Source organism: Streptomyces sp. NPDC048584, assembly GCF_043199595.1.
GTDB lineage: Bacteria > Actinomycetota > Actinomycetes > Streptomycetales > Streptomycetaceae > Streptomyces > Streptomyces edwardsiae.
The window spans coordinates 179,395-192,792 of record NZ_JBICWF010000013.1 but is presented as its reverse complement, the minus strand read 5'-3'; the positions used below and the strand labels follow the sequence as shown (position 1 = coordinate 192,792).

The 13,398-nt window shown below is 68.2% G+C and carries 9 protein-coding genes and 4 pseudogenes; 10 read left to right on the top strand and 3 right to left on the bottom strand.

All coding sequences use genetic code 11. From position 1 onward, the window contains the following. Positions 1–252 precede the first annotated feature (252 nt). From ACGFR9_RS26975 to ACGFR9_RS26945, 7 genes and pseudogenes are all read left to right on the top strand, one after another. Entirely contained in the window at positions 253–435 is a 183-nt protein-coding gene (locus ACGFR9_RS26975; RefSeq protein ID WP_393212985.1) for a hypothetical protein, read from the top strand. Then, positions 435–1,313, top strand: coding sequence for an XRE family transcriptional regulator (locus tag ACGFR9_RS26970; protein ID WP_393212982.1), 879 nt, complete (start codon positions 435–437; stop codon positions 1,311–1,313). Before ACGFR9_RS26975 ends, ACGFR9_RS26970 begins: the two co-directional genes overlap by 1 nt. An 11-nt stretch (positions 1,314–1,324) precedes the next feature. Continuing rightward, the gene (locus tag ACGFR9_RS26965) at positions 1,325–2,155 is read left to right on the top strand and encodes a hypothetical protein (protein ID WP_393212979.1); all 831 of its coding nucleotides are present in this window, start codon (positions 1,325–1,327) and stop codon (positions 2,153–2,155) included. Between the two features lie 179 nt (positions 2,156–2,334). Next, positions 2,335–2,709, top strand: a complete 375-nt coding sequence (locus ACGFR9_RS26960; protein WP_393212976.1) for a hypothetical protein — start codon at positions 2,335–2,337, stop codon at positions 2,707–2,709. Next, a pseudogene (locus tag ACGFR9_RS26955) lies at positions 2,706–3,142 on the top strand (nucleotidyl transferase AbiEii/AbiGii toxin family protein); the annotation flags it as partial. The gene ACGFR9_RS26960 and the pseudogene ACGFR9_RS26955, both read left to right, overlap by 4 nt. Positions 3,143–3,519: 377 nt before the next feature. After that, positions 3,520–3,798: pseudogene (locus ACGFR9_RS26950) on the top strand (RICIN domain-containing protein); the annotation flags it as partial. Positions 3,799–3,810: 12 nt separating this feature from the next. Beyond that, positions 3,811–3,924, top strand: a pseudogene (locus ACGFR9_RS26945) (RICIN domain-containing protein); the annotation flags it as partial. Between the two features lie 268 nt (positions 3,925–4,192). On the opposite strand, the gene ACGFR9_RS26940 reads toward ACGFR9_RS26945, so the two are convergent. The 3 genes from ACGFR9_RS26940 to ACGFR9_RS26930 form a co-directional block, all read right to left on the bottom strand. Beyond that, positions 4,193–8,845, bottom strand: coding sequence for a hypothetical protein (locus tag ACGFR9_RS26940; protein ID WP_393212974.1), 4,653 nt, complete (start codon positions 8,843–8,845; stop codon positions 4,193–4,195). Positions 8,846–8,994: 149 nt separating this feature from the next. After that, a complete protein-coding gene (locus tag ACGFR9_RS26935; protein WP_393212973.1) occupies positions 8,995–9,801 on the bottom strand; it encodes a hypothetical protein in 807 nt (268 codons plus the stop codon). A 210-nt stretch (positions 9,802–10,011) separates the two neighbouring features. Next, a complete protein-coding gene (locus ACGFR9_RS26930; protein WP_393212972.1) occupies positions 10,012–10,536 on the bottom strand; it encodes a hypothetical protein in 525 nt (174 codons plus the stop codon). A 440-nt stretch (positions 10,537–10,976) separates the two neighbouring features. On the opposite strand from ACGFR9_RS26930, the gene ACGFR9_RS26925 reads away from it, so the two are divergent. From ACGFR9_RS26925 to ACGFR9_RS26915, 3 genes and pseudogenes are all read left to right on the top strand, one after another. Continuing rightward, the gene (locus tag ACGFR9_RS26925) at positions 10,977–11,636 is read left to right on the top strand and encodes an NADPH-dependent F420 reductase (RefSeq protein ID WP_393213140.1); all 660 of its coding nucleotides are present in this window, start codon (positions 10,977–10,979) and stop codon (positions 11,634–11,636) included. Between the two features lie 87 nt (positions 11,637–11,723). After that, a complete protein-coding gene (locus ACGFR9_RS26920; protein WP_393212970.1) occupies positions 11,724–12,140 on the top strand; it encodes an epoxide hydrolase N-terminal domain-containing protein in 417 nt (138 codons plus the stop codon). Positions 12,141–12,153: 13 nt separating this feature from the next. Beyond that, positions 12,154–13,363, top strand: a pseudogene (locus ACGFR9_RS26915) (IS110 family transposase). Positions 13,364–13,398 lie beyond the last annotated feature (35 nt).

Here is a 13,398-nt window from a genome sequence, read left to right as displayed (position 1 = left end):
CTACGGGGTCCGCGAGGCGGGTGGCGGGGCGTAGCGGGAGATGGCGAATCTTCTTATTGTTCCGTAATCCCATGATCACATAGCGTCGGACGGCTGTGTGCGGCCATTCTGGCGGTCCCTCCTGATGGCGCCTCAGCACCGCCCGACGGAGGGCTTATTGGTGCCGTTCGATCACAGGAACAGAGTGCGATGTCGAGTAAGAAGGTGGTGGCCGCTGTCGTCCTGGCGGCGGCCCTTACATGGAGCACGGTGATGACCGTGCTCGGGCACGCGGCCGCCGCGGCGGTCCTGCTGCCCTCCCTGGGCCTGCTCGTGCAGCAGGTCGTCCAGGCGCTCACGGCGTCCGACGGACGTTCCCGTCCCGCGGACGCCGTACCGTCCTCCGCCGGCGACCCGGCCGGACTGGGGCGGGACGGTCAGGAGGCGCCGCGGTGATGCCGTCGTCCGATGCCGCCCAGCCCCCACCACACAGCGCAAGACGGGGCCGCCCGCCGGCCCCCATCTCCCCGGAAGCGGGCCCGCTGCACCGCGCCTGGCTCGAACCCGTCCGCAACGTACACCGCACCAGCGGTCTGACCCTGGACGATCTCGTCGACCGGTCCGGTTACTCCAAGACCCGGATCAGCGAACTCCTGCGCGGAAACGGCTACTACCCCGCCTGGGAGATCACCTTCAGCGTGATCCGCGCCCTGGACATCCCCACGGAACCCATGCGCCGGCTGTGGACGGCCGCCGCCCGCGAAGCCCACAAGGGGCCGGAGTGGATCCGCCAGTGCATCGAACAGGTCGCCCACGAGGCCGAAGGACCCCCACTGCCCTACCAGGCGTTCACCGACACCATGTACCACCCCTACCTGGAATACGCCCGCGCCTTCCTCCTGACCGACCGGCGGGCCCGGGGTGTCGTCGCGGAGACCAACGACATCCTGTGGCTCTCCTGGAGCGAAGCCACCGCCAGCGCCAACCTCAACCGCTACGCCTGGCTCCTGCTGCGCTCCCGGGTCATGCTCCGCACCCCCCGCCACGAAGGCCACCCCGACCTGCGCGCCGCCGTCTTCTCCACCCGCGAGATCCGCACCCGTCAGGACCCCGGACACATGATCGCCCTGTCCGAACTGGTCGATCTCTTCGACGCCGTCAGCCGCCTGCCCGACGACCAGATGGACGTAGCCGTCCTGCACTACCTGTGCGGCATGCCCGACCAGCGCATCCCCCACGTCCTCGGCCTGAGCCCCGCCATCGCCCACGCCGTCGACCACCACGCCCGCGCCACCGTCGAGGCCCTCCTCGACGCCCCCGACACCCGGGAGTGACCCCGCCCGCCATGTCTGCCATCGACCAGCTCCTCGCCCGAGCCCGCCTGCACCACCACCCCGACGTCCCCGACGACACCGTCCCCCACGACGACGGCACCTGCCCCGCCCCCCTGCCGGCCGCGGCACCGCCCGCCGGCCCTGACCGCCTCGCCCCGGCCGCGGCCCGGCAACTGCACACGCTGTGCGAAACCGCCGTCACCGCCCTCACCCCCGACGTCCTGGCCTTCCTCACCGACCAGGTCCCCGACCACCACAGCGCCTGGCTTTTGGGCTGTGCCCTCCACCTCGCGGGCATCGAGGACGGCGCCCGCTTCTGGTGGCAGTACGCCGCCGGCGACGGCCACCCCCCGGCCTGCTACACCCTCGCCCTGCACCACCGCGTCCGCGGCGAACAGCACGCCGCCGCCTTCTACGCCCAGCAGACCGGCCTCGACCTCGCCCCCGAGGACGGGGCGCCGGAACCCCTCGCCGTCGCCGGCACATGCCCGCCCACGGACATCCGCTTCGACGCCGGACTCCCCACCGTGCTCCGCATACTCAGCGAACTCACCGCCCCGGGCCGCCGACGCCGGCCCCACCGCATCGACGCCCTGACGAACTACGTCGCCGACGCCGTCACCCCCCACTACGACCGCCACCCGAACATCGAACTGCCCGTCCCCGAACCCCGGTTCGCCGACAGGGTCGACTTCCTCCTCACCGCCGCCCCACCGTGGAGGGCCCGCACCCGCACCCCCCGCGCCACCGCACCCGCCCTGCCCGTCCGCTCGGACCACGACCGGAACGGGAACTCCCGGGCACGGCCGTCCTGCACACATCGGGGCGCCGCCACGTCCTGACCCGGACACCGGCCGCGTGGCAGCGGGGCGATCGCTCCGCCGTGCGGTCGGGCCAGGCCAAAGGGCGGACCGGGACCGCGAAGGCATGGTGCGCGATCCGTACCGACGATGCTCCTCGGCCCCCGCGTCCGGTACCGGGCCCCGCGCGGCCTTCGACGGACTCGGCGAACGGAGGGATAATGCCGGGCGTGGACCCGCTGCACCACCGCTCGCTCGAACCCTCCGCCGCAGATGTGCTGCGTGCCCGGTACGCGGGCCGTCTGCCCCGCCGACTGGACGAGCTGACCGGACCGGTGCACGGGCGGGTCGGGCTCCCGCTGCACATCGCCTGGTCCGGCCTGCGCGCGTACGACCTCGACCGGCCGCGTCAGCGGATGAGCCTCTACCGGACGGTCCTGGCCGAGGGACGGCGCCAAGACGTTCTCACCTTCCTGAACCGGGACCTGCTCGCCTCCCAGTGGCCGGCGCTGCGCACCCTGGTCAGCAGGCACATCCGCGATGTGTGGGAGGACGCCTTCCCCGAGCTCGCCCGTGAGGCGTCCGCCGTCGCGTGAACCTCAGCGACCTGCACCGCCGTCTCCTGTCCGACGTCCTCGCCGTCGGCACGCCCTACCCGCTGGTCATCACCGGCGGATACGCGACGTCGCCACGGAGAACCCCGCCCCCATGGCGGACATCGCCGAGCACCTGCGCCGGGCACTGACCGAACGGGGCTGGCGTGTGACGATGATCGGCGTCGACCCGCTGGCGGCACGCCTCGTGGCGGCCGACCCGGACACCGGTGAGGACTGCGAGGTGGACGTCCTCAAGGAGAACCTGTGGGCCGCGCCGCTCACCACCGAGTACGGCCCCGTCCTCGCTCTCGACGACGTGATCGGCACCAAGGTCCGCGCCCTCGCCGACCGCGGCGCGGTCCGCGACCTGATCGACGTCCACGCCGCCTCCGTCCATCACACGGCCACCGAACTCGAGCGGCTCGACCGGCGGCTCGGCGAGGACGAGGCCTCCCAGGACACCTGAAGGCCGCGGCGGACCGCGTCGACGCGAAGTAACCCCCGGGAGAACCGTCTCTCCTCCAGCAAGCGCAGAAGGGCCCGGGCCGGAGGCTCTTTCGGCCCGGGCTGTTTCGAGCCCGGCTGGTTCCCGGCCGACCGCTGCATGCCACCAGCGGCCGTGACGGCCCCTGTTCTCCCGAAGCTACGGCGAAGTGAGAAATAGCTTTCTGTAATCAGAGTGACGTTCGGTCAGGGAGGGCGAGGTGGGGCTGGGGGACTTCGCTGCCCTTCAGTAGCGCGACCGCAGCCCCGTGTAGTTACTCAGAGCTACATGCCAACTGGCCGTAGCTACACGAGAACAGGGCCTATTACCGGTTGGCCAACCGCAACAGTGGCAAGGTCATGGACGTCAAGGCACCCAACACCGACAACGACGTGAAGATCGGCCAGTACACCTGGAACGGCAAGCCCTGGCAGCAGTGGCGCTTCGTCGACGTGGGCAGCGGCTACTTCCAGATCGAGAGCCTCAACAGCGGCAAGTGCCTGGACGTGAACCGCGCGTCCACCGCCGACGGCGCCAGCATCATCCAGTATCGCTGCCATGCCGGCATGAACCAGCAGTTCGCCTGGGTCGCCACCGACGGGTAGTTCCAGCTCAGGGCCCGCCACAGCGGCAAGTGCGTCAACGTCGTCGGCGCCTCGACCGAGAACCTCGCCCTGCTTGAACAGCGCACCTGCGGCACAGCCGCCAGCTTCCAGTGGTCGCGTTCCTGACGACCCGCTTCCACCCCGTCACGACACCGGCAGAGAGACAAGAAGCACACCCGGGCTTTTTCACCCGGCTGGCGGCGATCCTGGTCGCCGCCAGCCTGTTCTTGGCCTGGCGGAGCTGGGCTGAGACATGCCCCAGCCCCGAACTCTGCTACCGAACCGGCCTCACGGGCCGGGGCAACTGAGCGGTTACTCGCGGGAAGGGGGCCGCACTCGACGCCGAACAACTCCTCGACTCCGTATGTCGATGATGGCGAGCTTGACGACCAGCTCAGCAGACGTAGAAGGTCTGTGGCTCGACCTCCTGGCCGTGCGTGTTGATGGGGACTGTCAGGTACGGAGAGCCGATCGACGTGGTGTTCCAGTATCCCGTACTACCGATCTCCGCATAGGTGCCGGAGGTCATCGTCCGGCAAACGGTGAGCATGTTTGAGAGAACGGTGCCCTCTCGCCGATTCTCACCACTGGGGATCATTTTCAACTGGGTTGAACTCTCCGACGGATAGCGTGTCCCTCCCCGCACGACCTCGTATCCGTCAATCTTGTCCCAGACCGCCCCGAGTTCGCTCGTGTAGAAGGGGAACTCGTCGCATTGGTGGGTGGTCGTGCCTCGGGGTACTGGACATGGATTCGGCTGGTAGGGCTGGTTGTCCATCCAGCTCCGCGTCTTGACGACATTACTCTTGTTGTCTGTACTAGCGTAGTTCTGTTGAACCCACAGGGGGTTCTTGTCCATTGCTTCCGCGTCGTTGATGGCCGCGCCGGCAGCGTCGTGCGTCGTGACGAACAGGATCTGGTTGGTCATGCACGGATCGCCGACTACGCCGCCCCTGCGAGTGTAGTCAAGGCAGAGCCGTGCGGCCGTGAGCGCCTGGTCCGGGGTTACGGTCCACTTCTCGATACCGGTTGGGCGGCTGGCCACGTAGTTGAGGATGCGTTGTTGGACGGCGGCCGGAGTGCTCGGGCCTCGCAGCTGTGTGCTGACCAGGTCAGCGAGTTGTTCCTGTCCGAGAGCGGTGGGGTGGAAGCTGGCAGGGTCTACGGTTGTGCCGTCGAGCATGCCGGGATTTGACCACCTGTAGTCCTGGGTCCAGCTGGTGCAGGGCCACTTGCTGACGCCTTCCCTCCATCGCTGGGTGGCGTTGACGAAGGTGATGTTGATTCCCTGCCCATGGAGTTCATCCACTGCCTTGGTAATGGTGATGTTGAGAAGTTCGGCGAGGACGTTGAGGAAATGCTGCTCGTCGGGGGTGATCCCCACGCATGTTCCTGTCGGATCGCCGGGGCGGTCGGGAAACAACTGTGGGTAACCCAGGGCGATGATCTGTGCGTTGGGCGCCTTGTCGTGGATGGCTTGGTAGGTCGCCTTGAGGTGGGTGGGGAGACGTTCACGGATCAGCCACTTCTCGTACGACCGCAGTGGCTCAGGGTCGACCGCTCCGTTGTCACGGGTCAGTTTGTGGGTGTCGCTGAAGCAGTGGTCGAGTGAGAGGGTGCAGCTGCGCATGACCTCGGCGAAGCGCACGTCGTTGCCGCCCGCCGTCACGGTCACCAAAGAGGTGTCCTCGTCCAGGTAGCCCTGGTCGACCTGGGGCAGCTCGCCGTTCTCCGTGGACGAGCTGAGCCCGGTGTCCTCCCAGTCGGTGTGACCCGCCGAGTCCTCCGGCAGGGGCGGCACGTTGTACGACGTCGTGGTGATGTCCGTCGTCCGGGCGCCCGAGCAGGCTATGAAGGCGAAGCTGGCTGTGCCTTCGGCGGCCTCCTGCGCGATCGTCTTCGTATGCCCGGGCAGCTTCACCTGGGTGGGGTAGGCAGCGGTCTGCGATCGATGACACCTGTTCTCCTGGCCGTTGGAGCGTTCGTAGTCGCTCTCCGGCTGATAGGGCGCCAGCCCCTCTCCAGAGGAGTACGAATCGCCCATCGCCACATAGAAGGCGGAGGGTTTCGAGGTGGGGATGAACTGGGCCGCGTCGAAGACGATGCTGTCGTCGCCCCGGCCGTCGGGAGTTTCGGTGCTCAGCGACAAGCCGGCCGGGCCAGACAGCGGGAACACACCGAGATCGACCCAGCCGTTGGCCTGCTTGGCCTGGTTGACGACCCGGTGGCGGCTGCGCCCGTTGCCCAGATGGATGATGTAGGTGGCTTGTCGCGTCCAGGCCCCTGTCTCCGGGATGAAGACCTTGATCCGTGTCCATCCCTGGATCGGCTGGGCGGGTTTCCAGGTCCCGGAGACCTTGAGCCGTTCTTCGTAGCCCTCGGGCAGGTAGTTGGGCCCGCGGGTGTGGGCGGACCAGAAGTGACCGCCGAACCCCGAGCCGAACTGATGGAAGTCGATCTTCGACGGTCGCAGTCCTGCCGGGTCGGCGCCGAAGTCCAGCGTGAACGCCCCGCCGTTCGACCATGTGCGGGGGCAGTCTGGTCTGATCGAGGGCACGTCGTCGCCGACGTTGTCGATCAGGATGGCGTTGGAGGGGACGCCGGAGGTACTGCAGTACGGCGGATAGGACGCGCCATCGGTCTGGTAGGCGTAACCGGGATCGAACCGCAGGAGTTCACGCCCGCACTGGGCGGAGCAGTCGCTCTTCCAGGCCTTCGGGCCGTGGTACCAGCACCGCAGGTCGTATTTCCCTTGCGCGTCCTTGTGCGCGCAGGGACCGGCCGGCTCGCCGACGACATCCCCGGCGTCGGGGGTGTAGGAGCCACCGGGCACACAGTCGTTGCTCGCGTCGCAGAACGTGGTCGGCGGCGGTTGGACCAGGGTGCGGTTGATGGGGCTGGAGGCCGCGTCACCCGGCCACCAGGCGGGCCGATAGGCCACCACGTACTTGTTCGGCGCCTCGGGCAGCTCCATGGGGTGTCCGGCGAAGCCGAGCACCTTCTCCTGGTAGGGCCAGTCCTGTGGATGGGCGGCGTCGGCCATCGACTTGTCCAGGAACGAGGACCGGTTGGCCGGGTAGTGCGGGTTGGCCGGGTTGTTATGCCAGCCGACCCCCCACGGGGACCCGTCGCCCTTGTCGGGGTAGAAGCCCGAGTTGTAGGCCCAGATCGCGAAGTACCAGTTCTCCAGGTACTGCGGCTGACCGTTGTTGATCACCAGACCGGCTTGGCGGGTCTCGTTCCACTTCCGTTGCAGGATCTGCAAGCCCGCAGCGATGTTCGCCGCGAAGTCCAGGGCCACCGCGCGCTGTGTCTGGTACGGCAGCGCGACCTCCCCGGGCCGCTCCCTGCCGGCCAAGCGCATCCTGTCCGTGACCTGCATGATGCCGTAGCCGCAGTCGGCCTCGTCCCAACGGATGTCCCAGTCGTCGGTCTCACTGAAGTTGTAGACGTCTCGGCCGTAGAAGTTGCCGATCAGGGGGTTGCCGGTCACTCCGGGCATGGCACGTCCCGTCGCCTGCCACAGGTTCGACTCCTGGCTGGTGATGCCCAGCATGATCTGTGCCGGCACGAAACCGCCGCCGTTCAGCTCAACGGGCGGGAAGAGACCCTGCGGTGTGTAGGCGGGCATACCCAGGCCCTTCCAGTTGGCCTCGCGCTGCACCGTGAGCACCTTGCGTACTGCTTGGTCCACGGCCCACTCCACTTGCCGAGGCTTGGGCTGCAACGCCTGATTGCGCGGATCGTTGCGTGGCACCGCGCAGGTCCGTTCCTCCTCCACAGGATTCGAAGAGGAACCGGCTACCTGATCGGTCGTGCCCACCGCACTTTTGGGTGCTGCTTCACTCCGCTGGGACGCGCCCGGAAGCGGCTTGAGCTTCGGGTGGCTGGCTCGCCCGGACCCGGACGCGTCCAGGACGTCGGCACCGGGAATCACGGTGAAGCGTGCGTTCTTGCCGGTCGCCATGACATGTATGCGCACGTTGACGGCCTTGGAGGTGTCGGAGTGCGGGTCGGCGACTCGGGGATCCTGCTGCCCGGCCCGTGCGGTGGCTACGATCAGGGACATGTCACCGCTGGAAGGTCTGGAGCCTTTCGGCGCGTCGACCACGTGCACGGCGGACGGTGCCTTCGCCGTGGCTCTCGTCCTTCCGGTCACATACGCCGTTCCCCGCGCGCCCGCAGTCAGATCCACGTCGGCGAGCCTTCCGGTCGCGACCGTTGTGACCCTTCGTCCTGCCTCCGTGGTGCCCGCCAGATGCCGCACCAGCGCAGTGTTCCGTTGGCGGTCGAGGTAGGTGATGCCGTCGTCGGAACCGGCCACCAGTTTGAAAGGGATGGAAGCGGTCCGTACGAGTGCGGACCGTTTGCCCTTGGCGTCGATGCGTACGAGCCGGTTGACGTCCGCCGCCACGATGCCGTTCCTCACTGGCACGGCGGAGGTCACCTGACCGGTCACCGTAACGGGGGCCGCGGTCCTGGCGGACTCGGCGTCCACGCGGATCAGCCGCGTCCTGGACTCACCTTCCTGGCCTTCCTGTGTCACCACGGCCGCCTCGTCGGCCCCGCAGCCGGGACTGTAGTACGCGAGAGTCGACAGGACGGGAAGTTTGGTGACCGTTCCTGTCTCCAGGTCCACTGTCGCGGTGAACGCGCCGCGAGAGAACAGCTCAGCGCGGTTGGTGAAGGACCGTGGTGCATACGCGACGACCACGCGGCGGCCGGACCCCGTGAGGCACGCATTGCCGATCCACTGGTCGGTTTCGAACCCGGGTTCCGACAGAGTAGCCGCGGTCCACCAGCCGTAACCGCTCCGGGCGTTGGCGACCAGGATATGCAGGCCCCTGGCGTCCCCGGAGGTCGTCCAAGCCCGGTCCTCGGACGTCCGCCATCCCGCTCCCAGGATGTCGTCGCGCTCGTTCGGCTGTATGCGCGCCTGGCCTGGCGCCTCTCGCGTCGGGGCGCGGGACGAGACACCCGCGACAGCCCCCGCCGCGACGGACGGAAACGCTGTGATCAACATGACCGCCGACACGGCGGCTGCCATGAACCGGAACAGCCCCCGACGGGAAAAGGTGCCTCTTCTACGTACGAACATCACTGACCCCTCCACCGAACGGCGCGAGACGGAGCGCGGACAGAGCGGTGCTTAGGTGACCGTCGACGACCAGGCGATCACTTGTGTGCTGCGGGCGTTTACGGCGTGCTGGCAGTTCCGTTCAGGACATCGGCGGCATTGCGGAGCCGCACGCGCAGCCTCTCCTCAAGAGAGTCGAACAGCGACCTGCGTGCGCTGACGGACGCCTGTTCATAAGCGTTGAGAACCGCCAGGCGCACGCCCGCATAGTTGACCTTCTGACGGCACGCGAGGTCTGCGCGGGCCGTGGCCAGCTCGGCGGTCGTCACATGCCGCCCAGTCCACCTTGCGTCGTCACGGGCGTCGTAAGGGCTGGTGTATCGGAACCCTTTCGCGCGCATGCAAGCACTCCACTCCCGGGTGACCTGGACGACCCGGCTGTCTCTCAGGGCCTGTTCTCCGTCCTGGTTGGCCAGATCCACCGCGACTGCATCCGCGGCCTGCGGGGCGCCTTTGCTCAGGGCCCGCGAAGCCTCGGCCGAGCACCCGCCAGAGGCACGGGGCGCGGGGGACCGCGAAGGGGCCTCGGACCCACCCGTATAGGCCGCGGCCTGGGCGGGAGTCAGTTTCCGGGGAACCGGCCGCTCACCGACCGAAGCAGCGAGATCCTTCTCCAGCTCCGGCGGGTGATAGCCGAATTCGTTGGTGAGGACGGGGTCGAGATGCCCCAGATCCCAGGCTTGCAGCGTGACGCGTACCTGCCTGACCGGGTCGACCTCCCAATCAAGTCCCTTCCGGCGCATGCAATTCCGGACCAGGACGTTTTCCGCCTGGGTCAGCGTCTGCCGATGGCGCCATGACCCAATGTACGTGTCGGCGACGGTGACGAAGTCCCCCAGGGCCATGGGATGCGTGACACCGGTCACCAGACGCGGCTCCTTGGCTGGAGCAGGGACCGGACTGCCGGTGTTGCAGGCAACGGCGGCCATGAGCGTGGCGAGAACTAGTCCAGCCTTGACGTAACGAGAGGAAAGCACCAGTACTCCCCGGTTTACGGCACTGCCCACGGCGGGGCAAGAGAGACAACGACAGGCCCTAGCGCCCCGACCGTCCAGGCCGATTCGGCTGGAAACCGGCTAGTACGAGACGTACCAGCCGAAGCACTTATCGGGAACCGCCCTGTTGGTGGTGTGCGTGTGCCCGCATGCCGAGAACACCCGGCTTCCCCAGGGACTCGCCGAGGAATATACGGAGTTGATACCCGTCGTATAGGCATACGTCTTGCCGCTTCCCACGGAGGCGACGCACCGGTTCGCGCTGTCGTTCGGGTCGTAGTCGCTCCACCAGAGCTCGACCGTGGCACCCGTCGGCAGCGTGTCCGCATACCTGCCGGTCTGAATCTTCGCCCAGTACACGCCCGCCTGGCCGTAGCCGGCTTTGTTACCTCTGTTCAGCTTCAGCGTGCTGGCGTCGTCCGCCCTGTAGCCGAAATAGTCCTGATCCACCGTGCTCACATTGGACATGCCCGACGAAACGCTGATCTTCGGGCCACAGGTGGTATAGATGTCCTGTGCCGCAGCTGTCGTCGCCGGGACGACCGCAAGCCCCGCGCCCGCGAGCATTGTGGCCGCCAACACTGCTGATGCTCTCTTCACGCGCATCACACTCACTCCTCAAGTCCGTTCGTGTCTGTCCGGGCAGCGACGATCCTGCCCGTCCGGCCTTCGGGGAACCTTGCATGAACCTTGAACACGCTGGTCGGAGCGCCACGGCTTCGCCCGGTGAGCCGGGCGGGTTGGTTCACGGACGACCTCCTCGGTTCCAGTCGGGGCGTCGTGTGACGGTGATGCCCTAGCCGACGAAGACCGCGTCGAAGGCGGCGGTGGGGTGCACGCCGCGTGCACGGCCACGATCCGACGCATTCCACGCACCGCAGAACTCGCCCCACGCCGTGCCGTCACCCGGCACCTGCCAGTGGGCCACCTTCCGCGACGACGGGGGACGGGCCGAAGGCGTTGTTCGACGCGGCGGCGGGGTGGCTGCGCGAGGGCCGGGTGCTGCTGACAGCAGGGCGCGGAAGGACGCCGAGAACATGACGACTGTGGGATTCATCGGAAGCGGATCCATCGGCAGCACCATCGCGCGGCTCGCCGTCGAGGCCGGAAATCAGGTCGTGCTCAGCAACTCGCGCGGTCCCGGGACGCTCGCGGACACGGTCGCGAGGCTGGGTCCGAGGGCCTCCGCGGCGACGAGCGAGGAAGCCGCGGCGGCCGGTGACATCGTCGTGGTCACGGTGCCGGTCACGGCCTTCCCCGACCTTCCCGCCGCGCCACTGGTGGGAAAGACGGTCATCGACACGTGCAACTACGGCCCCGAGCGTGACGGGCACATCCCCGAGCTCGACAGTGGGTCGCTCACCTCGAGCGAACTGCTGCTGCGCTACGTCCCGGACGCCGGACTCGTGAAAGCGTTCAACACCATCTACTTCAAGCACCTGCTGTCATTCGCCCGCCCGGCGGGGGTGGCCGACCGGTCGTACCTGCCGATCGCCGCGGACTCGGCGCCGGCGAAGGCGGCGGTCACCGACTTCATCGACTCCATCGGGTACGGCGTGGTGGACGCGGGACCGCTGGCCGACGACTGGCGGCAGGCGACGGGCACGCCGGTCTGGGGCACCCCTTATGGGCCGTACTCGAACGAGAAGGGCCGGCCCGCCGGCGACGACGTCATCCGCGCGGCACTGGCCACCGCCACGCGGTGACCGCAAGCCGGCGCGGGCCGGCGACGGCGTCGACCAGGTCCAGGCGCTGTCGCACGACCAGCACGTGAGCACGACCAGGAGAGGCACATGACCGACCACCCGCCGCTGATCGCTGTGACCGATGCGGAACTCGAAGACCTGCGCGCGCGGCTGCGCGCCACCCGGTGGCCCGTCGATGGCTGGGAAGCGGGCGCCGACACCACTGAGGTGCGCCGCCTTGCGGAGTACTGGGCCACAGGCTATGACTGGCGCACCCACGCGGCACGGATCAACGCCCTGCCGCACCACACGGCCGTCATCGGCGGCACGCCCGTCCATTACCTCCGGTTCAACGGCGAGCGACCGGGCGCCCTGCTGATCGTGCTGACCCACGGCTGGCCCAGCACCTTCCCGGTCCGGCCACTGCCCGGTCCGGCGCAATGCCGGACAGCTCGCGGGGGGCAGGTCTGCATAACGTGGATGCGCGCGTACGACACCGCCGCCAAGGCCAGCACGCTCAACTGACCTGGAAGGCGAGATGTTCGACACCGAAGACGTGGGCGTGTTCCTCGGCTTGGACGTTGGCAGGAGCACCCATCACGGCCATGGGCTCACCCCGGCCGGGAAGAAGGTCCTCGACAAGCAGTTACCCAACAGCGAGCCGAAACTGCGGGCCGTCTTCGACAAGCTGACCGCCAAGTTCGGCACCGTCCTGGTGATCGTGGACCAGCCCGCCTCCATCGGCGCCCTCCCGCTCACCGTCGCACGGGACGCCGGCTGCATGGTCGTCTGCCTTCCCGGACTCGCAATGCGCCGGATCGCCGATCTCTACCCGGGCGAGGCGAAGACCGATGCGAAGGACGCCGCGGTCATCGCCGACGCCGCCCGGACGATGCCGCACACACTGCGCTCGCTTGAGCTCACCGACGAGATCACTGCCGAGCTGACCGTGCTGGTCGGCTTCGACCAGGACCTCGCGGCCGAGGCCATCCGCACCTCCAACCGGATACGCGGCCTGCTCACCCAGTTCCACCCCTCGCTAGAACGCGTCCTCGGCCCCCGCCTGGACCACCCCGCCGTCACGTGGCTGCTGGAACGCTACGGCTCCCCGGCTGCCCTGCGGAAAGCCGGCCGCCGCAGACTCCTCGAAGTGATCCGGCCCAAGGCCCCGCGCATGGCCTCCCGATTGATCGACGAGGTCTTCGACGCGCTCGACGAACAGACCGTCGTCGTTCCCGGGACCGGCACCCTCGACGTCGTGGTCCCGTCCCTGACCCGCTCCCTGGCTGCCGTTCACGAACAGCGCCGGGCTCTGGAAGCCCAGATCAAAGGCCTGCTGGAGGAGCACCCTCTTTCCCAGGTCCTGACCTCGATGCCGGGGGGTCGCGGTCAGGACCGCCGCCGTGCTGGTGGTCACCGTCGGCGACGGCACCAGCTTCCCCAACGGCGCCCACCTCGCCTCCTACGCCGGACTTGCCCCAGCCACGAAGTCCTCGGGGACCTCGATCCACGGCGAACACTCACCCAGAGGCGGAAACCGGCAGCTCGAACGGGCCATGTTCCTCTCCGCGTTCGCCGCCCTGCACGACCCCGCCTCCCGCACCTACTACGACAAATGCCGGTCCCGGGGAAAGGCCCACACCCAGGCCCTCCTCCGCCTCGCCCGCCACCGCATCAGCGTCCTGTTCGCCATGCTCCGCGACGGCACCTTCTACGAACCCCGCACCCCCGAAGCAGCCGTCGCATGACCAGCTCGGCTTGACGAAGGACATAGAGGCACCCC